Source organism: Salmonella sp. 2020_1459 (assembly GCF_043847915.1).
Taxonomy (GTDB): domain Bacteria; phylum Pseudomonadota; class Gammaproteobacteria; order Enterobacterales; family Enterobacteriaceae; genus Salmonella; species Salmonella enterica.
Genome location: NZ_JBCMFA010000003.1, coordinates 590097 through 612643, shown reverse-complemented (window position 1 = coordinate 612643; position 22547 = coordinate 590097). Strand labels below are relative to the sequence as shown.

The 22547-nt window shown below is 55.2% G+C and carries 23 protein-coding genes; 14 read left to right on the top strand and 9 right to left on the bottom strand.

From position 1 onward, the window contains the following. Nucleotides 1-3: 3 nt before the first annotated feature. The 9 genes from infB (at nucleotide 4) to mtr (ending at nucleotide 11505) form a co-directional block, all read left to right on the top strand. Nucleotides 4-2682 (top strand): translation initiation factor IF-2, encoded by a 2679-nt coding sequence (infB, locus tag ACH0VJ_RS11390; protein ID WP_000133064.1) that lies wholly within the window; start codon nucleotides 4-6, stop codon nucleotides 2680-2682. A gap of 220 nt (nucleotides 2683-2902) precedes the next feature. Then, nucleotides 2903-3304, top strand: coding sequence for a 30S ribosome-binding factor RbfA (rbfA, locus tag ACH0VJ_RS11385; RefSeq protein ID WP_001040199.1), 402 nt, complete (start codon nucleotides 2903-2905; stop codon nucleotides 3302-3304). Beyond that, entirely contained in the window at nucleotides 3304-4248 is a 945-nt protein-coding gene (gene truB, locus ACH0VJ_RS11380; protein ID WP_000089674.1) for a tRNA pseudouridine(55) synthase TruB, read from the top strand. The genes rbfA and truB overlap by 1 nt, the downstream gene beginning before the upstream one ends. A gap of 150 nt (nucleotides 4249-4398) precedes the next feature. Next, nucleotides 4399-4668 carry a 30S ribosomal protein S15 gene (rpsO, locus tag ACH0VJ_RS11375; RefSeq protein WP_000059464.1) on the top strand — a complete coding sequence of 90 codons (270 nt, stop codon included), beginning with the start codon at nucleotides 4399-4401 and terminating at the stop codon, nucleotides 4666-4668. Between the two features lie 241 nt (nucleotides 4669-4909). Then, complete coding sequence (gene pnp / locus ACH0VJ_RS11370) at nucleotides 4910-7045, top strand: polyribonucleotide nucleotidyltransferase (RefSeq protein ID WP_001670767.1); 2136 nt, start codon at nucleotides 4910-4912, stop codon at nucleotides 7043-7045. A 109-nt stretch (nucleotides 7046-7154) separates the two neighbouring features. Continuing rightward, on the top strand, nucleotides 7155-8039 hold the full coding sequence (nlpI, locus tag ACH0VJ_RS11365) for a lipoprotein NlpI (protein ID WP_000802069.1): 885 nt from the start codon (nucleotides 7155-7157) through the stop codon (nucleotides 8037-8039). Between the two features lie 105 nt (nucleotides 8040-8144). Beyond that, nucleotides 8145-8225 (top strand): protein YrbN, encoded by an 81-nt coding sequence (gene yrbN / locus ACH0VJ_RS11360; RefSeq protein WP_010723222.1) that lies wholly within the window; start codon nucleotides 8145-8147, stop codon nucleotides 8223-8225. Next, on the top strand, nucleotides 8218-10107 hold the full coding sequence (deaD, locus tag ACH0VJ_RS11355; protein WP_000807255.1) for an ATP-dependent RNA helicase DeaD: 1890 nt from the start codon (nucleotides 8218-8220) through the stop codon (nucleotides 10105-10107). The genes yrbN and deaD overlap by 8 nt, the downstream gene beginning before the upstream one ends. Nucleotides 10108-10260: 153 nt before the next feature. Then, nucleotides 10261-11505 carry a tryptophan permease gene (mtr, locus tag ACH0VJ_RS11350; RefSeq protein WP_000224380.1) on the top strand — a complete coding sequence of 415 codons (1245 nt, stop codon included), beginning with the start codon at nucleotides 10261-10263 and terminating at the stop codon, nucleotides 11503-11505. A 90-nt stretch (nucleotides 11506-11595) separates the two neighbouring features. On the opposite strand, the gene ACH0VJ_RS11345 is transcribed toward mtr, so the two are convergent. The 3 genes from ACH0VJ_RS11345 to ACH0VJ_RS11335 form a co-directional block, all read right to left on the bottom strand. Then, nucleotides 11596-12603: an LLM class flavin-dependent oxidoreductase gene (locus ACH0VJ_RS11345; protein ID WP_000130411.1), complete on the bottom strand. Its 1008-nt coding sequence runs from the start codon at nucleotides 12601-12603 to the stop codon at nucleotides 11596-11598. A gap of 177 nt (nucleotides 12604-12780) precedes the next feature. Continuing rightward, nucleotides 12781-13677 (bottom strand): U32 family peptidase, encoded by an 897-nt coding sequence (locus tag ACH0VJ_RS11340; protein ID WP_077907188.1) that lies wholly within the window; start codon nucleotides 13675-13677, stop codon nucleotides 12781-12783. Further along, the gene (locus ACH0VJ_RS11335; protein WP_000421309.1) at nucleotides 13668-14663 is read right to left on the bottom strand and encodes a peptidase U32 family protein; all 996 of its coding nucleotides are present in this window, start codon (nucleotides 14661-14663) and stop codon (nucleotides 13668-13670) included. Before ACH0VJ_RS11335 ends, ACH0VJ_RS11340 begins: the two co-directional genes overlap by 10 nt. A gap of 216 nt (nucleotides 14664-14879) precedes the next feature. Here ACH0VJ_RS11335 and ACH0VJ_RS11330 point away from each other — a divergent pair, with 216 nt between their 5' ends. Together ACH0VJ_RS11330 and ACH0VJ_RS11325 are read left to right on the top strand one after the other, a co-directional pair. After that, complete coding sequence (locus tag ACH0VJ_RS11330) at nucleotides 14880-15404, top strand: SCP2 domain-containing protein (protein ID WP_000884721.1); 525 nt, start codon at nucleotides 14880-14882, stop codon at nucleotides 15402-15404. Continuing rightward, nucleotides 15398-15901, top strand: coding sequence for a GNAT family N-acetyltransferase (locus ACH0VJ_RS11325; protein ID WP_000908562.1), 504 nt, complete (start codon nucleotides 15398-15400; stop codon nucleotides 15899-15901). Before ACH0VJ_RS11330 ends, ACH0VJ_RS11325 begins: the two co-directional genes overlap by 7 nt. On the opposite strand, the gene ACH0VJ_RS11320 is transcribed toward ACH0VJ_RS11325, so the two are convergent. Continuing rightward, on the bottom strand, nucleotides 15888-16205 hold the full coding sequence (locus ACH0VJ_RS11320; protein ID WP_000928379.1) for a GIY-YIG nuclease family protein: 318 nt from the start codon (nucleotides 16203-16205) through the stop codon (nucleotides 15888-15890). The two genes, ACH0VJ_RS11325 and ACH0VJ_RS11320, sit on opposite strands and share 14 nt — an antisense overlap. Nucleotides 16206-16242: 37 nt before the next feature. Here ACH0VJ_RS11320 and ACH0VJ_RS11315 point away from each other — a divergent pair, with 37 nt between their 5' ends. Next, nucleotides 16243-16686: a YhbP family protein gene (locus ACH0VJ_RS11315; protein ID WP_000380412.1), complete on the top strand. Its 444-nt coding sequence runs from the start codon at nucleotides 16243-16245 to the stop codon at nucleotides 16684-16686. On the opposite strand, the gene yhbO is transcribed toward ACH0VJ_RS11315, so the two are convergent. Then, entirely contained in the window at nucleotides 16666-17184 is a 519-nt protein-coding gene (gene yhbO / locus ACH0VJ_RS11310) for a protein/nucleic acid deglycase (RefSeq protein WP_000037599.1), read from the bottom strand. The genes ACH0VJ_RS11315 and yhbO overlap by 21 nt on opposite strands. Before the next feature lie 130 nt (nucleotides 17185-17314). Here yhbO and ACH0VJ_RS11305 point away from each other — a divergent pair, with 130 nt between their 5' ends. Then, complete coding sequence (locus ACH0VJ_RS11305; protein WP_001517952.1) at nucleotides 17315-17950, top strand: NAD(P)H-binding protein; 636 nt, start codon at nucleotides 17315-17317, stop codon at nucleotides 17948-17950. A gap of 66 nt (nucleotides 17951-18016) precedes the next feature. On the opposite strand, the gene dolP is transcribed toward ACH0VJ_RS11305, so the two are convergent. From dolP to ACH0VJ_RS11285, 4 genes are read right to left on the bottom strand one after another with little or no spacing between them, the layout of a single operon-like run. Continuing rightward, nucleotides 18017-18592 (bottom strand): division/outer membrane stress-associated lipid-binding lipoprotein, encoded by a 576-nt coding sequence (gene dolP, locus ACH0VJ_RS11300; protein WP_000643280.1) that lies wholly within the window; start codon nucleotides 18590-18592, stop codon nucleotides 18017-18019. A gap of 9 nt (nucleotides 18593-18601) precedes the next feature. After that, nucleotides 18602-19192, bottom strand: a complete 591-nt coding sequence (gene diaA / locus ACH0VJ_RS11295; RefSeq protein WP_000893481.1) for a DnaA initiator-associating protein DiaA — start codon at nucleotides 19190-19192, stop codon at nucleotides 18602-18604. Nucleotides 19193-19213: 21 nt separating this feature from the next. Further along, the gene (locus tag ACH0VJ_RS11290; protein ID WP_000057283.1) at nucleotides 19214-19609 is read right to left on the bottom strand and encodes a YraN family protein; all 396 of its coding nucleotides are present in this window, start codon (nucleotides 19607-19609) and stop codon (nucleotides 19214-19216) included. After that, nucleotides 19567-21609: a penicillin-binding protein activator gene (locus ACH0VJ_RS11285; protein ID WP_000249234.1), complete on the bottom strand. Its 2043-nt coding sequence runs from the start codon at nucleotides 21607-21609 to the stop codon at nucleotides 19567-19569. Before ACH0VJ_RS11285 ends, ACH0VJ_RS11290 begins: the two co-directional genes overlap by 43 nt. A gap of 63 nt (nucleotides 21610-21672) precedes the next feature. Here ACH0VJ_RS11285 and rsmI point away from each other — a divergent pair, with 63 nt between their 5' ends. Then, complete coding sequence (gene rsmI, locus ACH0VJ_RS11280; RefSeq protein WP_000812296.1) at nucleotides 21673-22536, top strand: 16S rRNA (cytidine(1402)-2'-O)-methyltransferase; 864 nt, start codon at nucleotides 21673-21675, stop codon at nucleotides 22534-22536. The last annotated feature ends 11 nt before the right edge of the window (nucleotides 22537-22547 follow it).

Below are 22547 nucleotides of genomic sequence, written 5' to 3'. Positions count from 1 at the left end.
AGCATGACAGATGTAACCCTAAAAGCGCTGGCCGCAGAGAGACAGGTTTCCGTGGATCGCCTGGTACAGCAGTTTGCTGATGCAGGTATCCGGAAATCTGCTGACGACTCTGTGTCCGCACAAGAAAAACAGACTTTACTGGCGCACCTGAACCGCGAAGCGGTTTCTGGTCCCGATAAACTGACGCTGCAGCGTAAAACGCGCAGCACCCTGAATATTCCAGGTACCGGTGGAAAAAGTAAATCGGTACAAATCGAAGTCCGCAAGAAGCGCACCTTTGTGAAACGCGATCCGCAAGAGGCTGAACGCCTGGCCGCGGAAGAGCAGGCGCAGCGTGAAGCGGAAGAGCAAGCCCGTCGTGAGGCAGAAGAACAGGCCAAACGCGAGGCGCAACAAAAAGCTGAACGCGAGGCCGCAGAACAAGCTAAGCGTGAAGCCGCTGAAAAAGCGAAACGTGAAGCTGCGGAAAAAGACAAAGTGAGCAATCAACAGACTGACGATATGACCAAAACCGCCCAGGCCGAAAAAGCCCGCCGTGAGAATGAAGCTGCAGAGCTGAAGCGTAAAGCGGAAGAAGAAGCACGTCGCAAACTCGAAGAAGAAGCGCGTCGTGTAGCAGAAGAAGCTCGCCGCATGGCGGAAGAAAACAAATGGACCGCAACGCCTGAGCCAGTAGAAGACACCAGTGACTATCATGTCACCACTTCTCAGCACGCGCGCCAGGCCGAAGACGAAAACGATCGTGAAGTAGAAGGCGGTCGTGGTCGTGGCCGTAATGCAAAAGCGGCGCGTCCGGCGAAAAAAGGCAAACATGCCGAATCCAAAGCCGATCGCGAAGAAGCGCGTGCTGCGGTTCGCGGCGGTAAAGGCGGCAAGCGTAAAGGGTCTTCTTTACAGCAAGGCTTCCAGAAGCCCGCTCAGGCCGTTAACCGTGACGTGGTGATCGGTGAAACCATCACCGTTGGCGAACTGGCGAACAAGATGGCGGTTAAAGGCTCTCAGGTCATCAAAGCGATGATGAAGCTGGGTGCTATGGCCACCATCAACCAGGTCATCGACCAGGAAACCGCACAGCTGGTTGCCGAAGAGATGGGCCACAAAGTTATCCTGCGTCGTGAAAACGAACTGGAAGAAGCGGTAATGAGCGACCGTGATACCGGCGCTGCTGCTGAACCGCGCGCACCGGTTGTGACCATCATGGGCCACGTTGACCACGGTAAAACCTCTCTGCTGGACTACATTCGTTCCACGAAAGTGGCCTCTGGCGAAGCGGGCGGCATTACCCAGCACATCGGTGCTTACCACGTTGAAACTGACAACGGGATGATCACCTTCCTGGATACCCCGGGTCACGCCGCGTTTACTTCTATGCGTGCTCGCGGCGCCCAGGCAACGGATATCGTGGTTCTGGTGGTAGCGGCAGACGACGGCGTGATGCCGCAGACTATCGAAGCTATCCAGCACGCGAAAGCGGCAGGTGTGCCGGTCGTGGTTGCAGTGAACAAAATCGATAAGCCGGAAGCCGATCCGGATCGCGTTAAGAACGAACTGTCCCAGTACGGCATTCTGCCGGAAGAGTGGGGCGGTGAAAGCCAGTTCGTTCACGTGTCTGCGAAAGCGGGTACCGGTATTGACGAACTGCTTGATGCTATCCTGCTGCAGGCCGAAGTTCTGGAACTGAAAGCGGTACGCAAAGGTATGGCGAGCGGCGCGGTGATCGAATCCTTCCTGGATAAAGGTCGTGGTCCGGTTGCAACCGTTCTGGTACGCGAAGGTACGCTGCATAAGGGCGATATCGTGCTGTGTGGCTTCGAATACGGCCGCGTGCGTGCGATGCGTAACGAACTGGGTCAGGAAGTGCTGGAAGCGGGTCCGTCCATTCCGGTGGAAATCCTCGGCCTGTCCGGCGTTCCGGCTGCCGGTGACGAAGTGACCGTGGTGCGTGACGAGAAGAAAGCCCGTGAAGTCGCTCTGTATCGTCAGGGTAAATTCCGTGAAGTTAAACTGGCGCGTCAGCAGAAATCTAAACTCGAGAACATGTTCGCCAACATGACCGAAGGCGAAGTTCACGAAGTGAACATCGTGCTGAAGGCCGACGTACAGGGTTCTGTGGAAGCGATCTCCGACTCCTTGCTGAAACTGTCTACCGACGAAGTGAAAGTGAAGATCATCGGTTCTGGCGTAGGTGGTATCACCGAAACCGACGCGACCCTGGCTGCGGCGTCCAACGCCATTCTGGTGGGCTTCAACGTTCGTGCCGATGCCTCTGCGCGTAAAGTGATCGAATCTGAAAGCCTGGATCTGCGTTACTACTCCGTCATCTATAACCTGATCGACGAAGTGAAAGCGGCGATGAGCGGTATGCTGTCTCCGGAACTGAAACAGCAGATCATCGGTCTGGCTGAAGTGCGCGATGTGTTCAAATCGCCGAAATTCGGCGCGATCGCGGGCTGTATGGTTACCGAAGGTACGATTAAACGCCATAACCCAATCCGCGTACTGCGCGACAACGTGGTTATCTATGAAGGCGAGCTGGAATCCCTGCGCCGCTTCAAAGATGACGTTAACGAAGTCCGTAACGGCATGGAATGTGGTATCGGCGTGAAGAACTACAACGACGTTCGCGTTGGCGATATGATCGAAGTATTCGAGATTATCGAGATCCAACGTACCATCGCTTAATCTTCGTCGTCTTTTGGGCCGCAACGGCGTTGGCTGCGCTCGCTCACCCCGGTCACATAGTTATCTATGCTCCCGGGGATTTACGAGCTTGCCGCCTTGTTGCAATCCAAAATCCTTAGAAGATGATTAGGCGTAGGCCGGGTAAGCGAAGCGCCACCCGGCAAGAAATTTAAAAAGGGGCTTATGGCCCCTTTTTTGTCTTTATTCTGGAGAATTTATTATGGCGAAAGAATTTGGTCGCCCTCAGCGCGTAGCGCAAGAGATGCAAAAAGAGATCGCAATCATCCTGCAGCGCGAAATTAAAGACCCGCGCCTGGGTATGATGACCACCGTTTCCGGTGTCGAAATGTCCCGTGACCTGGCCTATGCCAAAGTGTTTGTCACTTTTTTGAACGACAAAGATGAAGACGCAGTAAAAGCGGGCATCAAAGCGTTGCAGGAAGCGTCTGGTTTCATCCGCAGCTTGCTGGGTAAAGCGATGCGTCTGCGCATCGTACCGGAACTGACCTTCTTCTACGACAACTCGCTGGTGGAAGGGATGCGTATGTCCAACCTGGTGACTAACGTGGTGAAACATGACGAAGAACGTCGTGTGAACCCGGACGACAGCAAGGAGGACTGATGAGTCGTCCTCGTCGTCGTGGCCGCGACATTCACGGCGTTCTGCTGCTGGATAAGCCGCAGGGTATGTCCAGCAATGACGTGCTGCAGAAAGTTAAGCGCATCTACAATGCCAACCGCGCCGGGCATACCGGCGCGCTGGACCCGCTGGCGACCGGCATGTTGCCGATTTGCCTCGGCGAAGCGACCAAATTTTCGCAGTACCTGCTGGATTCTGACAAACGCTATCGTGTTATTGCCCGTCTGGGGCAGCGCACGGATACTTCTGACGCCGATGGTCAAATCGTGCAGGAGCGTCCGGTGACTTTCAGCGCTGAGCAGCTTGCGAGCGCGCTGGAGACCTTTCGTGGGGATATCGAACAGATTCCCTCGATGTATTCGGCGCTGAAGTATCAGGGCAAGAAGCTGTACGAATATGCCCGCCAGGGTATCGAAGTGCCGCGCGAAGCCCGCCCGATTACCGTCTATGAGCTGCTGTTTATTCGCCATGAAGGTAACGAGCTGGAGCTGGAAGTTCACTGCTCCAAAGGCACCTATATTCGTACCATTATTGATGATTTAGGTGAAAAACTGGGCTGTGGCGCGCACGTAACGTACCTGCGTCGTCTGACGGTCAGCAAGTATCCGGTGGATCGTATGGTGACGCTGGAGCATTTGCAGACGCTGGTAGCACAGGCGGAGCAGCAGGGCGTTCCGGCGGCGCAGTTGCTCGATCCATTATTGATGCCAATGGACAGTCCAGCTTCGGACTACCCTGTTGTTAATCTGCCGTTAACATCTTCGGTATACTTCAAAAATGGCAACCCGGTTCGTACCACGGGCGCGCCGTTGAAGGGACTGGTTCGTGTGACGGAAGGTGAAGACGATAAATTTATCGGTATGGGCGAAATTGACGACGAAGGCCGTGTCGCGCCTCGTCGGCTGGTAGTAGAGTACCCAGCGTAATGTCGCTTCGTCTTGCGATAAGAGAGCGCTGCGAGTAGAATACCGCCGCTTAACGTCGCGTAAATTATTTAACAGTTTACGCGGCGTACACTGGGATCGCTGAATTAGAGATCGGCGTCCTCTCATTCTTAAATACTTTGGAGTTTTAAAATGTCTCTAAGTACTGAAGCTACAGCTAAAATCGTTTCTGAGTTCGGTCATGACGCAAACGACACCGGTTCTACCGATGTTCAGGTTGCTCTGTTGACTGCACAGATTAACCACCTGCAGGGTCACTTTGCAGAGCATAAAAAAGATCACCACAGCCGTCGTGGTCTGCTGCGTATGGTTTCTCAGCGTCGTAAACTGCTCGACTACCTGAAACGTAAAGATGTTGCACGCTACACCGCGCTGATTGAGCGTCTGGGTCTGCGTCGCTAATTCTTTCGAGTTTCAGAAAGAGGGGGCCTTCATGGCCCCTTTTTTCCAGCAGATGGCAGCAATTCGCTGGAAACTAATGTATTGTTGCTATGAATGATCTTCCGTTGCAGAGGTTCGCGCGGCTAATGAGAGGCTTTACCCATATCAGGGTTAGGGTTGTCATTAGTCGCGAGGATGCGCAGAAGATCGGGTATTAACGACGGCGCGTATTATGCCGTCAAAAATTGGAAAGGATATTATTTTGCTTAATCCGATCGTTCGTAAATTCCAGTACGGTCAGCATACCGTTACGCTGGAAACTGGCATGATGGCGCGTCAGGCCACTGCCGCTGTTATGGTAAGCATGGATGACACCGCCGTATTCGTTACCGTTGTCGGCCAGAAAAAAGCCAAGCCAGGCCAGGACTTCTTCCCACTGACCGTTAACTATCAGGAGCGTACCTACGCTGCTGGTCGTATCCCGGGCAGCTTCTTCCGTCGTGAAGGCCGTCCAAGCGAAGGCGAAACCCTGATCGCGCGTCTGATTGACCGCCCGGTTCGTCCGCTGTTCCCGGAAGGCTTCGTTAACGAAGTGCAGGTTATCGCGACCGTCGTTTCCGTTAACCCGCAGGTTAACCCGGATATCGTGGCGATGATCGGCGCATCCGCTGCGCTGTCGCTGTCCGGCATTCCGTTCAACGGCCCAATCGGCGCGGCGCGCGTAGGTTACATCAATGACCAGTACGTGCTGAACCCGACCCAGGACGAGCTGAAAGAAAGCAAGCTGGACCTGGTGGTTGCCGGTACCGAAGCGGCTGTGCTGATGGTGGAATCCGAAGCTGAACTGCTGAGCGAAGACACTATGCTGGGCGCGGTGGTATTCGGTCACGAGCAGCAGCAGGTTGTTATCCAGGCGATCAACGATCTGGTGAAAGAAGCCGGTAAACCGCGTTGGGACTGGCAGCCGGAGGCCGTCAACGACGCGTTGAACGCGCGTGTTGCTGCGCTGGCTGAATCTCGTCTGAGCGACGCGTACCGCATTACCGATAAACAAGAGCGCTATGCTCAGGTTGACGTAATCAAATCCGAAACCATCGAGCAGCTTATTGCAGAAGATGAAACTCTGGATGCTAACGAGCTGGGCGAAATCCTGCACGCCATCGAGAAAAACGTGGTGCGTAGCCGCGTACTGGCAGGCGAGCCGCGTATTGATGGCCGTGAAAAAGACATGATTCGTGGTCTGGACGTGCGCACTGGCGTACTGCCGCGTACTCACGGTTCCGCTCTGTTTACCCGTGGTGAAACGCAGGCGCTGGTTACCGCGACTCTGGGTACTGCCCGTGACGCGCAGGTGCTTGATGAACTGATGGGCGAGCGTACTGACAGCTTCCTGTTCCACTACAACTTCCCTCCGTACTCCGTAGGCGAAACCGGCATGGTCGGTTCTCCGAAGCGTCGTGAAATTGGTCACGGTCGTCTGGCGAAGCGCGGCGTGCTGGCAGTGATGCCGGACATGGATAAATTCCCGTACACCGTTCGCGTAGTGTCTGAAATCACCGAATCCAACGGTTCTTCCTCTATGGCTTCCGTGTGCGGCGCTTCTCTGGCGCTGATGGACGCTGGCGTGCCAATTAAAGCCGCCGTAGCAGGTATCGCTATGGGTCTGGTGAAAGAAGGCGACAACTACGTTGTACTGTCTGACATTCTGGGCGACGAAGATCACCTGGGCGATATGGACTTCAAAGTGGCGGGTTCCCGCGACGGTATCTCTGCGCTGCAGATGGATATCAAAATTGAAGGTATCACCAAAGAGATCATGCAGGTTGCGTTGAACCAGGCTAAAGGTGCGCGTCTGCACATCCTGGGCGTGATGGAACAGGCGATCAACGCGCCGCGCGGCGATATCTCTGAATTCGCGCCGCGTATCCATACCATCAAGATCAGCACGGACAAGATCAAAGACGTGATCGGTAAAGGTGGTTCTGTGATCCGCGCGCTGACTGAAGAGACCGGCACCACCATCGAAATCGAAGATGACGGTACTGTGAAGATCGCGGCGACCGACGGTGAAAAAGCGAAATACGCTATCCGTCGTATCGAAGAGATTACCGCAGAGATCGAAGTCGGCCGTATCTACAATGGTAAAGTGACCCGTATCGTTGACTTTGGCGCGTTTGTTGCCATCGGCGGCGGTAAAGAAGGTCTGGTTCACATCTCTCAAATCGCGGATAAGCGTGTAGAGAAAGTGACCGATTATCTGCAGATGGGTCAGGAAGTCCCGGTTAAGGTTCTGGAAGTTGACCGCCAGGGCCGTGTACGTCTGAGCATTAAAGAAGCAACCGAGCAGTCTCAACCTGCGGCTGCGCCGGAAGCTCCGGCGAGCGAACAGGCCGAGTAAGGTAGCCTTTTGCCCTCCGCAGTGCGGAGGGCTTTAGACCTGGCTGGACGCCTTGTTGAGCCACCGGGGAACAGGACGTTCATTCAATCGTTGTCTTCGGGAGTGGGAAATGAAGCCTTTTTTGCGCTGGTGTTTCGTTGCGACAGCACTTACGCTTGCAGGATGCAGTAATTCCGCCTGGCGTAAAAGTGAAGTCCTCGCAGTACCATTGCAACCGACTTTACAGCAGGAAGTGATTCTGGCGCGTATGGAACAGATTCTTGCCAGTCGGGCTTTAACCGATGACGAACGCGCACAGCTTTTATATGAGCGCGGAGTGTTGTATGATAGTCTTGGTTTGAGGGCATTAGCGCGAAATGATTTTTCACAAGCGCTGGCAATCAGACCGGATATGCCTGAAGTATTCAATTACTTAGGCATTTATTTAACGCAGGCAGGCAATTTTGATGCTGCCTATGAAGCGTTTGATTCTGTACTAGAGCTTGATCCAACTTACAACTACGCGCACTTAAACCGCGGTATCGCATTGTATTACGGCGGCCGTGATAAGTTAGCGCAAGATGATCTGCTGGCGTTTTATCAAGACGATCCCAATGATCCTTACCGCAGCCTGTGGCTGTATCTTGTTGAGCAGAAGCTTAATGAGAAGCAGGCGAAAGAAGCGTTAAAAGCACGCTTCGAAAAATCGGATAAAGAGCAATGGGGATGGAACATTGTCGAGTTCTACCTGGGCGACATTAGCGAAGCAACGCTGATGGAAAGGCTCAAGGCGGACGCAACGGATAACACCTCGCTCGCTGAGCATCTCAGTGAAACCAACTTCTATTTAGGTAAGTATTACCTAAGTCTGGGGGATTTGGACAGCGCCACGGCTCTGTTCAAACTGGCGGTGGCCAACAACGTTCATAACTTTGTTGAGCACCGATACGCATTGTTGGAATTATCGCTCCTGGGCCAGGACCAAGATGACCTGGCAGAATCGGACCAGCAATAGCTGACGAACATATCAGCCCGTAATCTTTTTGATTGCCATCACCTTCGCGGGTGAGGGCGTTGTTGTTCGTTAATACACCTACTTTGAGCCGGTTCACACTTTTCAATGAAAATTGCAGATCAATTTCATGATGAGTTATGTAGACTGGCCGCCATTAATTTTGAGGCACACGTACTACATGGCTGAATTCGAAACCACTTTTGCAGATCTGGGGCTGAAGGCTCCTATCCTTGAAGCCCTTACCGATCTGGGTTACGAAAAACCATCTCCAATCCAGGCAGAGTGCATTCCGCATCTGCTGGGCGGTCGCGACGTGCTGGGCATGGCCCAGACCGGTAGCGGCAAAACCGCAGCGTTCTCTTTACCGCTGCTCAACAATCTTGATCCTGAGCTGAAGGCACCTCAGATTCTGGTGCTGGCGCCAACCCGCGAACTGGCGGTACAGGTTGCCGAAGCCATGACGGATTTCTCTAAACACATGAGCGGCGTAAACGTGGTTGCCCTGTACGGCGGTCAGCGTTATGACGTGCAGTTACGCGCCCTGCGTCAGGGGCCGCAGATCGTTGTCGGTACGCCGGGACGTCTGCTTGATCACTTAAAACGCGGCACCCTCGACCTCTCTAAACTGAGTGGTCTGGTGCTGGATGAAGCCGACGAAATGCTGCGTATGGGCTTCATCGAAGACGTTGAAACTATTATGGCGCAGATCCCGGAAGGTCATCAGACCGCTCTGTTCTCCGCCACCATGCCGGAAGCGATTCGTCGCATTACCCGCCGCTTTATGAAAGAGCCGCAGGAAGTGCGCATTCAGTCCAGCGTGACTACCCGTCCTGACATCAGCCAGAGCTACTGGACTGTCTGGGGTATGCGTAAAAACGAAGCGCTGGTGCGTTTCCTGGAAGCGGAAGACTTTGATGCGGCGATTATCTTCGTGCGTACCAAAAACGCGACCCTGGAAGTAGCAGAAGCGCTGGAACGTAGCGGCTACAACAGCGCCGCGTTGAATGGCGATATGAACCAGGCGCTGCGTGAGCAGACTCTGGAACGCCTGAAAGATGGTCGTCTGGACATCCTGATCGCTACCGACGTTGCGGCACGTGGTCTGGACGTTGAACGTATCAGCCTGGTGGTGAACTACGATATCCCGATGGATTCCGAGTCCTACGTTCACCGTATCGGTCGTACCGGCCGTGCGGGTCGCGCCGGTCGCGCGCTGCTGTTCGTTGAGAACCGCGAGCGTCGTCTGCTGCGCAACATCGAACGCACCATGAAGCTGACCATTCCGGAAGTGGAACTGCCGAACGCAGAACTGCTGGGTAAACGCCGTCTGGAAAAATTCGCCGCGAAAGTTCAGCAGCAACTGGAAAGCAGCGATCTGGATCAGTACCGTGCGCTGCTGGCGAAAATCCAGCCGTCTGCTGAAGGTGAAGAGCTGGATCTCGAAACGCTGGCTGCCGCACTGCTGAAAATGGCGCAGGGCGAGCGTCCGCTGATTCTGCCGCCGGATGCGCCGATGCGTCCTAAGCGTGAATTCCGTGACCGTGATGACCGTGGTCCGCGCGATCGTAACGACCGTGGCCCGCGTGGCGATCGTGAAGATCGTCCGCGTCGTGAACGTCGTGACGTTGGCGATATGCAGTTATACCGCATTGAAGTGGGCCGTGATGACGGCGTTGAAGTTCGTCATATCGTGGGCGCTATCGCTAACGAAGGCGACATCAGCAGCCGTTACATTGGTAACATTAAGCTGTTCGCGTCTCACTCCACCATCGAGCTGCCGAAAGGTATGCCGGGCGAAGTGCTCCAGCACTTCACGCGTACCCGCATTCTGAACAAGCCGATGAATATGCAGCTGTTGGGTGATGCTGTTCCGCACGCGGGCGGCGAACGTCGCGGCGGTGGTCGTAGCTTCAGTGGCGAGCGTCGTGAAGGCGGTCGTAATTTCAGCGGCGAACGTCGTGAAGGCGGTCGTGGTGATGGTCGTCGCTTCAGCGGCGAACGTCGTGAAAGCCGTGGTCCGCGTCGTGATGACTCTACCGGTCGCCGTCGTTTCGGCGGTGATGCGTAACTCACGCTGACCTGCGCATTCACAGCGTAAAGTAAAATATACAGCCCCGATCGTCACAATCGGGGCTTTTTTTATTTCTTTTGTACTCGTGTACTGGTACAGTGCAGCGTATTGAGAGATAGTCATACTATAAATGACTGGAGAGAGAGCTGAATGGCAACACTTACCACCACCCAAACGTCACCTTCGCTGCTTGGCGGCGTGGTGATTATCGGCGGCACCATCATTGGCGCGGGGATGTTCTCCCTGCCGGTGGTCATGTCCGGGGCGTGGTTCTTCTGGTCGATGGCGGCGCTGGTCTTTACCTGGTTTTGTATGCTGCACTCCGGGCTGATGATCCTCGAAGCCAACCTTAACTACCGCATTGGTTCGAGTTTCGACACCATCACCAAAGATCTGTTGGGGAAAGGCTGGAACATTGTCAACGGTATTTCCATTGCCTTTGTGCTCTACATCCTGACTTACGCCTATATCTCGGCGAGCGGCTCAATTCTGCATCATACCTTTGCTGAGATGTCGCTGAACGTTCCGGCGCGAGCGGCAGGTTTTGCCTTTGCGCTGCTGGTGGCGTTTGTTGTGTGGCTGAGTACGAAGGCGGTCAGTCGGATGACGGCGATTGTGCTGGGCGCGAAAGTGATTACTTTCTTCCTGACCTTCGGCAGCCTGTTGGGGCACGTCACGCCGACCACATTGTTTAACGTGGCTGAAAGCCACGCGTCATATACGCCGTACCTGCTGATGACGCTGCCATTTTGTCTGGCCTCTTTTGGTTATCACGGTAACGTACCGAGCCTGATGAAATATTACGGCAAAGATCCGCGCACCATCGTCAAATGCCTGATTTATGGGACGTTACTGGCGCTGGCGCTCTATTCCGTCTGGCTGCTGGGGACGATGGGCAACATCCCGCGTCCGGAATTTATCGGCATTGCGCAGAAAGGCGGCAATATTGATGTGCTGGTACAGGCGTTGAGCGGCGTGCTGAACAGCCGCAGCCTGGATCTGCTGCTGGTGGTGTTCTCTAACTTTGCTGTCGCCAGTTCCTTCCTTGGCGTGACGCTGGGGCTGTTTGACTATCTGGCGGATCTGTTTGGTTTGGATGACTCGGCAATGGGGCGTTTTAAAACCGCACTGCTGACGTTTGTGCCGCCAATTGTCGGTGGCCTGCTGTGGCCGAACGGCTTCCTGTACGCCATTGGCTATGCAGGTTTAGCTGCAACTATCTGGGCGGCCATTGTGCCTGCGCTGTTGGCGCGTAAATCTCGCGAACGTTTCGGCAGCCCGAAATTCCGCGTCTGGGGCGGTAAACCGATGATTGCCCTGATTTTGGTCTTCGGTGTTGGCAACGCGGTTATCCATATTCTGTCGAGCTTTAATTTGCTGCCGGTGTACCAGTAACGTTATTGTGCCGGATGGCGGTTGCACCTTATCCGGCCTACTTGATGCTGTAGGCCCGGTAAGCGAAGCGTCACCGGGCAAAACAACGCACTACCCCAACAATTCCTGCTTCACATCCATCGCCAAATCAAACGAATGCAGCCGCGCCTGATGATCGAAAATCTGCCCGTTTACCATAATTTCATCCGCCTGGGTCTCCCGCAGGATGGATTCCAGCCCGTGGCGGACTTTCGCCTTATCACCGACCAGCGACATACTCAGCGCCTGTTGCACGCCATACTGCTCGGATGGCGACCAGAAGGTCTCCATATTCTCAATCGGCGGCGGCAGTTGGCCGGTTTCTCCACGGCGTAGCTTCACAAAAGCCTGCTGCATAGAGGTAAACAGGAATTCGGCGTCGCGGTTGCTGTCGGCGGCGATAATATTGATACACACCATCGCGTACGGTTTTTCCAGCCGCGCTGAAGGTTTGAACTGGGTACGGTACAGATGCAGCGCCTGGAACAACATATCCGGCGCGAAATGCGAAGCAAAGGCGAACGGTAGGCCAAGCTGGGCCGCCAACTGTGCGCTATACAAGCTGGAGCCCAGCAGCCAGACCGGGACCTGCTCGCCGTAGCCGGGCACCGGGCGCACATGCGGATTAGGGTCGCGAGCGTCGAACCAGTCCACCAGCTCTGCGACATCGCGTGGAAAGTTATCGATATCGCCGCTCATATGGCGACGTAGCGCGCGCATCGTCGGCTGATCGCTACCCGGCGCGCGTCCCAACCCTAAGTCGATACGTCCCGGATAGAGCGTATTCAGCGTGCCGAACTGCTCGGCAATCACCAGCGGTGAATGGTTAGGCAGCATCACGCCGCCGGAGCCAAGATGTAATGTTGTGGTATTGGCCGCCAGATAACCAATCAATACCGAGGTCGCCGCGCTGGCGATACCGGTCATGTTGTGATGTTCTGCCAGCCAGTAGCGGTGATAACCGCGCTTTTCAGCCAGCCGTGCGAGATCCAGCGAGTGCGTGAAGGCTTCTTTTGCCGAAGCTCCTTCAGGGATCGGCGCCAGATCCAGCGCCGAGAACGGAATAGTTTTGTCAGTCATAACGGCTCACTTTGTTACCGGTTAATCTTTTAATACTGCATTAAAGATTAGCGAATGTTGTTAACAAAGTGAGCTTTATGAGACTGACGGCAAAAACAATGCCCGATAGCGCTGCGCTTATCGGGCCTACGGGATCGCTATTTGTAGGCCAGATAAGGTCTTTATGCCGCCATCCGGCTAGGCCTGTAGCTCCAGCCCGGCCAGCCGCTTCCAGTAGCCGTTGCAGTCGCTATGCGCGGCAAGCGCTAATGGCGCGCCGCCGTTTTCGTTAGCGCGAAAGGCATCAAGCATGGCAAATGTCTCCGTACCCAACGGCGACAGGCGCACGATATCGACCAATCCCTGCATCGACGTCAGTTCGTTGCCAAGGTTATAGACATAGCCGCTCATGGTCTGAATACCGTTAAGCACAAACACCTGCTGATTCTCTTGCGAGAGCACGTCACGACCGTTTGGATACTTGATACAGCAGGTTTCGCACTCATCTTTCGGGCGGTCTTCCGAACGGGCGGTAAAGCAGCGAGCGGAGTAGGCCAGCGGCAGATGCCCGTAGCTCAACACTTCCACTTCAAACTGATTGCGGATGCCCAGTTCATCGCACTGATTAAGCAAATTCACCAGCCAGTCGCGGGAGAGCTCCACCGGCATACACCAGCGTACCATGCCTTCTTTCAGCAACCGGCGCAGCGTGACCGCGTTGTAGCAGTTCAGCGCATGGCCAGCGACAAACGGCAGTTTGCGCTCGGCGCACAGATTCACCACGCCGAGATCGCTGGCTTCCAGCAGAAAATCGCCGTTGTCCACATAGCGTTTCAGTTCGCTTAATTCAGATGACGCCTGTACCAGCGCCAGGGTGGAGAGCGCCACCTGCTTACCGCTGGCAGCGAGGGATTTCGCCATTTCCAGCCAGTCGCCGACTTTAGTCGCGCGACGCTTGCTGCACACCGCTTCGCCCAGATAAATGACGTCAGCGCTGCTTTTTGCGGCCTGCTGATAAAAATCTTCCAGCGTCTCTTTCGGCCAGTAATAAAGCACCGGTCCTAAGGAATATTTCATAGCTCCTCTCACTGCCATTTACGGTGATATGCGCCAAGCGTGGTTTGAGTGCCTTCGGACATCGCGCCGAGCGTCTCCATCCAGTCGCGCTGTGGAACGAAGTTTTGCGGGGCGGCTTTGCAGCGATCGATCGCCTGGCGCCACACTTTCGCCACCTGGCTGACATAGGCCGGGCTGCGCTGGCGGCCTTCGATCTTCACCGAAGCGATGTTCGCCGCCATGAGCTCCGGCAGCAGTTCCAGCGTGTTCAGGCTGGTTGGCTCCTCCAGCGCGTGATAGCGCTCGCCGTCCACTAAATAGCGGCCTTTGCACAGCGTTGGGTAGCCCGCGTTTTCGCCATCCTGGTAACGGTCAATCAGGACATCATTCAGGCGCGATTCCAGCCCCTGCGGCGTTTGCTGCCAACGGACAAAGCGGGCGGGCGAGCAGGCGCCGACGGTATTGGGCGACTCCCCCGTCAGGTAGGAAGAAAGATAGCAGCGACCTTCCGCCATAATGCACAAGCTGCCAAACGCGAATACCTCCAGCGGCACCGGCGTGACGCGGGCCAGTTGTTTTACCTGGTGAATCGACAGTACACGCGGCAGTACTACGCGGTGGACATCAAAGTTGCGGTGATAAAAGCGAATCGCCTCTTCGTTGGTTGCCGAGGCCTGAACGGAAACATGGCGCTCAATATGCGGGTAACGCTCTGCGGCATATTCCAGCATAGCGAGGTCGGCGAGAATCAGCGCGTCGGCGCCAAGCTGCGCCGCCATATCCACGGCGCGCTGCCAGCGAGCATAGCCGTCCGGATGCGCAAAAGTATTAATGGCGATGTGTAATTTGCGGCGATGCTGGTGAACAAAACTCACCGCTTCCTGCAATTTTTTTTCGGTAAAGTTAAGGCCGGCAAAATGACGGGCATTGGTATCGTCTTTTAACCCGATATAAACGGCGTCAGCGCCGTTTTCGATGGCCGCCTTCAGCGCCGGGAGATTTCCGGCAGGGCAGAGCAGCTCCATAATTTATCCTGAGGGTTACGTCTGAGACGCAAAATTGTTAACGAACAGGGATTTTAGTTAACCTTGCTGCGACAATTTTTGATTTAAGGCAGTTAAAGGCGTATTGGTAACACCAATAATGGGGTAGAAAATCAGACCCAATTGTTGATTTACGCCGCCATGTGATTTATTGGATATGGCAAAATAACAGGACTATTGAAACAGGGAGTAAAGCTCGTGTTAGATAAACTGCGTTCACGCTTAGTCCATGCTGGCCCGTCTCTGATGAGTGTACCGGTTAAACTGACGCCCTTTGCGCTAAAGCGCCAGGTTCTGGAACAGGTTCTGAGCTGGCAGTTTCGTCAGGCGCTGGCCGATGGAGAGCTGGAATTCCTCGAAGGTCGTTGGTTAAGCATTCATGTTCGTGACATCGACTTAAAATGGTATACCACAGTTGAAAATGAAAAGCTGATCGTTAGCCAGCAGGCGGATGCCGACGTCAGTTTTAGCGCCGACGCCAGCGATCTGCTAATGATCGCCGCCCGTAAACAGGATCCGGATACGCTCTTTTTCCAGCGTCGACTGGTCATTGAAGGCGATACTGAGTTAGGGTTGTATGTGAAGAATCTGATGGACGCCATCGAACTGGAGCAGATGCCGAAAGCGTTACGCGTTATGCTGCTGCAACTGGCGGATTTTGTTGAGGCGGGAATGAAAAACTCGCCGGAAACCAAACAGACCTCGGTAGGTGAACCATGCTAATTCGAGTAGAAATTCCCATTGATGCGCCTGGTATTGATGCGCTGTTACGCCGTTCATTCGAAAGCGATGCGGAAGCGAAGCTGGTTCACGATTTGCGTGAAGATGGTTTTCTGACGCTCGGACTGGTGGCCACGGATGATGAAGGCCAGGTGGTGGGCTATGTCGCCTTTAGCCCGGTTGATGTGCAGGGCGAAGATTTACAGTGGGTCGGCATGGCGCCGCTGGCGGTCGATGAAAAGTATCGCGGGCAAGGGCTGGCGCGCCAGTTAGTGTATGAAGGGCTGGATTCGCTCAACGAGTTCGGCTACGCGGCGGTCGTGACGCTGGGCGACCCGGCGTTATATAGCCGCTTCGGTTTTGAACTGGCCGCGCATTACGATCTTCACTGCCGTTGGCCCGGTACGGAAAGCGCTTTCCAGGTACACCGTTTGGCTGAGGATGCGCTGGAAGGCGTGACGGGGCTGGTGGAGTATCACGACCACTTCAATCGTTTTTAAGCACCGGCGTTTGCAGGCTGGACAGCAGCGCCTCAAACGCTTCGCGTTCCGTCACAAGGCGCTCCTTCTGGCGCTTTGTGAGCTGTTTGATGCGATACTCTATGCGCAGGGCCAGCGAGCGATCGCCGACCTGCGCCGCAAACGCCAGCGTTAACTCGCCTTTTCCCCGTAATGCTTTTGCGCCTTTTCCCGTTTGATGCTGCCTGTAACGACGCGCCACATCGGTGGTTATTCCGGTGTAAAGCGCATTGTCTGCAGTACGAATCAGATACAGATACCAGGGTGTCATTGTCGCCATCAGCATGATAATTTTCAGGTTCCCAGTATAAGCGAGAATAAAGATGGACACACTTACCGCTATTGGCCGTTGGCTGGCGAAACAACACGTGGTGACCTGGTGCGTACACTATGAGGGAGAGCTGTGGTGCGCCAATGCGTTTTATTTGTTCGATGCGCAAAACGTCGCACTGTATCTGTTAACGGATGATAAAACCCGCCATGCGCAAATGTCCGGCGCGTGCGCGCCAGTTGCGGGAACGGTCAATGGGCAGCCGAAAACGGTGGCGCGCATTCGCGGCGTGCAGTTTAAAGGGGAAATTCGCCGTCTGGAGGGGCAGGAGAGCGACGCCGCGCGTAAAGCTTACCTTCGTCGCTTCCCGGTCGCCAGGGTGCTGCCAGCGCCGGTATGGGAAATTCGGCTGGATGAAATTAAATTCACCGACAACACGCTGGGGTTTGGTAAAAAACTGCACTGGTTACGCGACTCACGCGCCCAGCAGGCGTAGCGCCTCGCGGTTAAATGCCGGCAGGTCGTCAGGCGTGCGGCTGGTCACCAGCTGATCTTTATCGACGACGACTTCCTGATCGTAAAATTCCGCGCCCGCGTTCTTCACATCGATAATAATCGGTTTCACCGCCGTGAGTTTGCGGCCACGAATGACATCGGCGCTGATCAACAACTGCGGGCCGTGGCAAATGGCAAAAACCGGTTTACCGCTGTTAACGAAATCGCGGGTAAAATCCACGAAACGGCTGTCGCCGCGCAGGTAGTCCGGCGAATGACCTCCCGGCAATAGCAAGGCGTCGAACTCGTCGGGACGAACGTCATCAATAGCCTTATCAATGGTGACGCTGGCCTCGCCTTTTTTTCCTTTCACCGTTTTACCCGCCTCTTTTTCGATGGTGATGACCTCATGGCCGGCCTGACGGAATTCTGCAGCCGGCGAGGTAAATTCTGAATCTTCAAATTCATCGGTAATCAAAACGGCAATTTTCTTACTCATGCGTTTCCTCCGCAGTGGTGGCGTCGGGTAAGGCAAATTTTCCACAATGATGGATACTTACCTCGTAGACTATTAAGCCTGGTCGATAGGGCCGAGAGTGCAAGGTGGACAAATCTGTAAAGGAGCGAGGATGAGTCAGGTACTGATTACCGGCGCGACCGGACTGGTCGGCGGACATCTGCTGAGAATGTTAATCAACACGCCGCAGGTGAGCGCTATCGCCGCGCCGACGCGTCGCCCGCTGACGGATATTGTCGGCGTTTATAACCCTCACGATCCGCAGCTTACCGACGCGTTAGCTCAGGTGACCGACCCGGTAGATATTGTTTTTTGCTGCCTGGGCACGACCCGGCGTGAAGCGGGAAGTAAAGCGGCGTTTATTCATGCGGATTATACGCTGGTGGTTGATACCGCGCTGACCGGGCGTCGACTGGGCGCGCAGCACATGTTGGTGGTCAGCGCAATGGGAGCAAACGCGCACTCTCCGTTTTTCTACAATCGGGTGAAAGGAGAAATGGAGGAGGCGTTAATCGCGCAAAATTGGCCTCGTTTGACGATTGCCCGGCCTTCTATGCTGCTCGGCGACAGAACAACGCGGCGGGTGAATGAAACGCTTTTTGCTCCGCTATTTCGGCTGTTGCCAGGAAACTGGAAATCGATTGATGCGCGGGATGTGGCGCGGGCCATGCTGGCGGAAGCGCTGGCGCCAGCACAAGAAGGCGTGACGATTCTGACCTCATCGCAACTGCGGGAAAAAGCGGGGTAGCGAAGCCGGATGATTTACCGGATGGCGACGCGGTTTACACATTTTTATCGCCACCCGGCACACCGGTTACTTAATATACGTAAAGGCGGTGGTCACGCGTTTCACGCCGCTCACCCGGCTGGCGATGTCCGCTGCCGCTTTACCTTCACGTTCAGTCACCAGGCCCAGCAGGAACACTTCGCCATTCTCGGTGGTGACTTTCACATTTGACGATTTTACCTGATCGCTGGTCAGTAGCTGTGAGCGAACTTTCGTGGTGATCCAGGTATCGTTAGAGGCGGTCCCCAGGCCGATAGGCTGACCCTGGCGAATCTCGTTATAGACCTCGGTGGTGCCTTCAACGCCCATCGCTATCTGTTTAGCGCGTGCGGAGAGTTCGCTGTTTGGCGACTGCCCCACTAACAAAACTTTGCCCTGATAAGCCGTGACATTGATGCGCGTCTCTTTTTTGATTTGCTCATCTTTCGACAGCGCGCTGCTGACACGCAGTTCCAGCGTTCCGTCATCCACCTGGGTGCCCACGCTACGCGGGTCGGTTGCGGCTTTGGTGCCGACGGCTGCCGTACCCACTACCGCGGCGGCGACGCAACCTTGCAATAGCAACGCAGAAATAAGGACTGCGAGCGGCGAAAATGCCTTCATGTGTACTCCTTAATCATCCTGGTGAGGAAAAAGCGTGTTATCGATCAAATCGCACAGGCAGTTTACCGTCAGCATATGCATTTCCTGAATGCGCGCGCTGTGATGTGAAGGGATACGAATTTCAACATCCTGCGGCCCTAATAGTCCGGCCAGCTCACCCCCGTCATACCCGGTTAGCGCCACAATGGTCATGTCACGTGTGACGGCTGCTTCAACGGCTTTTACGATATCGCGACTATTACCACGCGTAGAGATCGCCAATAAAACATCGCCTGCATGTCCCAGCGCCCGGACTTGTTTTGCATAAACTTCATCGTGCAGGCGATCGTTAGCGATCGCAGTTAAGACCACATTATCGGTATTTAGTGCAATGGCGGGTAAACTGGGTCGCTCCGTTTCAAAGCGGTTAATCATGCTGGCAGCAAAATGCTGTGCGTTGGCCGCGGACGTCCCGTTTCCACAACAGAGGATTTTGTTGCCGTTAAGCAGGGAATGAACCAGCGTCATGGCGGCGCGGGAAATGGCATCCGGAAGCGCTTCCGCCGCAGCAATTTGAGTTTGAATGCTTTCTGTAAAGCAAACTTTGATTCTTTCGAGCACGCTAATCCTTAAAATCTTCAATTATGAGTGGTCGTTAAACGCATCCCGAAACCACTCAATCTCATTTCCGGTGAAGGCTAACACATCGAACCGACAATCCACAGTATCAAAACTCCCATTCTGGCGGGCGAGCCACAAGCGGGCAGTATGTAATAATTTGTGTTGCTTGCTGCGGGTCACACTGGCCGCCGCGCCGCCATAAAGTCCGGAGCGCCGATAGCGGACCTCAACAAAAACCGTCGTTTTTCCGTCGCACATGATCAGATCGATTTCGCCGCCGCGCTCGCGCACGTTGGCGGCGATAAACCGCAGTCCTTTGCTTTCCAGCCAGCGACGCGCGGCAGCTTCCCACGCGTCGCCAGCCTGTTTACGCGTTAGCTGGCGGGAACAATCTCCCCTTGCTGGTATTTGAGCCATGATAACTTCCTGTTAATCACACAATCCGGGCTGGCGGTTAATGCGCCGGTATTACCATTGATCTCAAACCCCTGCACCTGACGCATCTGCGAAAAGTGGTTCGCCAGCGTCCAGGCATCCACGCCCATGGCGTACATCCGCGCCAGAGAATAGTCGTTATGTACAGCGCTCAGCGCCTGCTGCATCAACGGCATATTGCCGCCTGCCAGCATAGGAATTTCACTGTATTGTAAACCTTCCATCTCCAGACGGAAGTCGGGGCCGGAGGTGCCTTGCGCGCTGCGGGAGCTGGCATACAGCGTCGCGCCGCTCTGGGTGCCGTTACGCATGGCGATCATCGGTTTGATAAAGCCAATCTCTTCCGGCGTAGCCAGAATATAGACCGCGTCTACGCGTCCGCCGCCGGTGATTTGCGCGTCGGTCGGCGGCGCAGGGATAGTCAGACCGCCAATGGTGACGCCCGGCTGCGCAGGCACGCTGGCGGCGACCGGACTGCCCGTCAACGCGATACCCGCGCCGCCGTTCACGCCCATTTTCAGCTCGGCTACGGAGCCGAATTTTTGCTGTAATACGATGCCGCCGCCCAGTTTTTGCCACTCCTGGGTGAAGGCGTTCGCCACGCGATCGCCAAGCGCGCTGCGTGGGATCAACAGCAGCGGCGACTGCTTGCCCTGGTCATAAATATGATGCGCCGCGTCACGGGCTTCATCTTCAGGAGAGAGCGCGAAATAGCAGATATTAGGGAAGCTACGTACAGTTTCCGGCTGGTTGAGCGCCAGCACGTTGAGCGGCGTGTTGCTTTTCATCAGCGCTTCCACATTGTTTTTCAACAGCGGCCCGACCACGATACTGGCGCCGTCTTGCTGAACCTGAGCGAGCACCTGATCCAACGGCTGGGAAGAGGTATCGTAGATTTTTAATTCAGCGGAGGGATCCGCCGGCGCGCTTGCTGTAGCAGGGGGAGTTTGTGGCGCGCTGACTGGCGTAGCGGACTGGGATGGAGCGTCATCAGTCAGATCGCTCACCGAGGCCTGCGACGGACTGGCGACGCCGTTGGTCATTTGTGGTTGCGTCTCCTCCACGCCAGGTTCGACCGGCGCGTCAGGCGCGGCGGCAGGCTGCATTTCCACCGCCTGGGTGCCGAGGTTTTTCGCGGCTTCGAAACCTTGCTGGATGGTATGGCCAAACACGGCAGCCTGACCGTTCAGCGGCAGCAGCAGAGCGATTTTGCTGGTGGAAGCTGGTTTAAAACGTTGTACATTGACGAGCTGCGTCGGCAGCATTTTCGCCCCCGGATTTTGCGGGTAGCGTTTTTGCCAGTCGGCGATCCCGGCTTTCAGCATGTCCGGATCGTTGCGGTTGTCAAACCAGACGCGTTGCAGATCCAGCCAGCCCTGAAGCACATTTTCATCGGCGTTGATAACCAGCGTCCTGGCCTGATCCGGCGTCATGGCGGAGAGCGCCTGCCAGGTGGCGTCGATATTTTTTTGTTTCTCTTTCGCCGCCAGTAGCGGTTCCTGGGCGATTAACGCCCGCAATAGGGTAAGCGACGGGCGTCCCTGGCTGGCAACGATCTGCGCCTGCCAGTAACGCGCTTGCTGATTTGGCGCAAAGTCGGCGGGTTTTAGTTTATCCAGCAAGGCCTGCGCGCCTGCGACATCTTTTTGCGCCAGTTTGATTTCTACCGCTAATAAAGACTGTTCGCGACGCTGGGTATCGTTCAGATTTTGCGGGAGTTGATTGAACAGGTCGACGGCCTGCTGGCTTTTTCCTTCTTTCAGCAGTGCATGAATGGCGAGTAATTGCCAGTTGGTCTTGCTATCATCTGCGCTTTGCTGCATCTGATGCAGGTAAAAGGCGGAGTCAGCTTGCGCTGAACCCTGCATATAGGCTGCGCTTTGATCTGGCGCCTGGGTGCCGCACCCGGCGAAAAGTAGCGCAGCCAGGACGACAGGCAGCGCGCGTGCGGCGTTCAAACGAGAAAATGTTGAGGGTACCATACTGTATCCAGTGATATTTTTTTACGCAATGCTCAATATTAAATCGGCAATACGGACGACACAATGAAACAAAACGAATCGGCGGATAATTCTCAGGGCCAACTCTTTATTGTACCTACTCCTATCGGTAATCTGGCGGATATTACCCAGCGTGCGTTGGAGGTGTTACAGGCTGTAGATCTGATTGCCGCCGAGGATACTCGTCACACCGGTTTATTGCTGCAACATTTTGGGATTAATGCCCGATTGTTCGCGCTGCACGACCATAACGAACAACAAAAAGCGGAAACGCTGGTCGCGAAGCTAAAAGAAGGGCAGAACATTGCGCTGGTTTCCGACGCCGGTACGCCACTAATTAATGACCCCGGCTATCACCTGGTGCGTACCTGCCGTGAAGCGGGGATTCGCGTGGTGCCGCTACCGGGGCCATGTGCGGCGATTACCGCCCTGAGCGCCGCTGGCCTGCCATCTGACCGTTTCTGCTATGAAGGCTTTTTACCGGCGAAATCCAAAGGCCGCCGTGATGCGCTAAAAGCCATTGAAACGGAACCGCGAACGCTGATTTTTTATGAGTCAACCCACCGCCTGTTAGATAGCCTGGAAGATATCGTCGCGGTATTGGGAGAATCCCGTTATGTGGTGCTGGCGCGTGAGCTGACCAAAACCTGGGAAACCATTCACGGCGCGCCGGTTGGCGAGCTGCTGGCGTGGGTCAAAGAAGATGAAAACCGTCGCAAAGGCGAAATGGTGCTGATTGTCGAAGGCCATAAAGCGCAAGAAGACGACCTGCCCGCCGACGCGCTGCGCACGCTGGCGCTGCTACAGGCAGAACTGCCGCTGAAAAAAGCGGCGGCGCTGGCAGCAGAAATTCACGGCGTGAAGAAAAATGCGCTGTATAAGTATGCGCTGGGGCAGCAGGAAGAGTAAAAGCGAGCGCC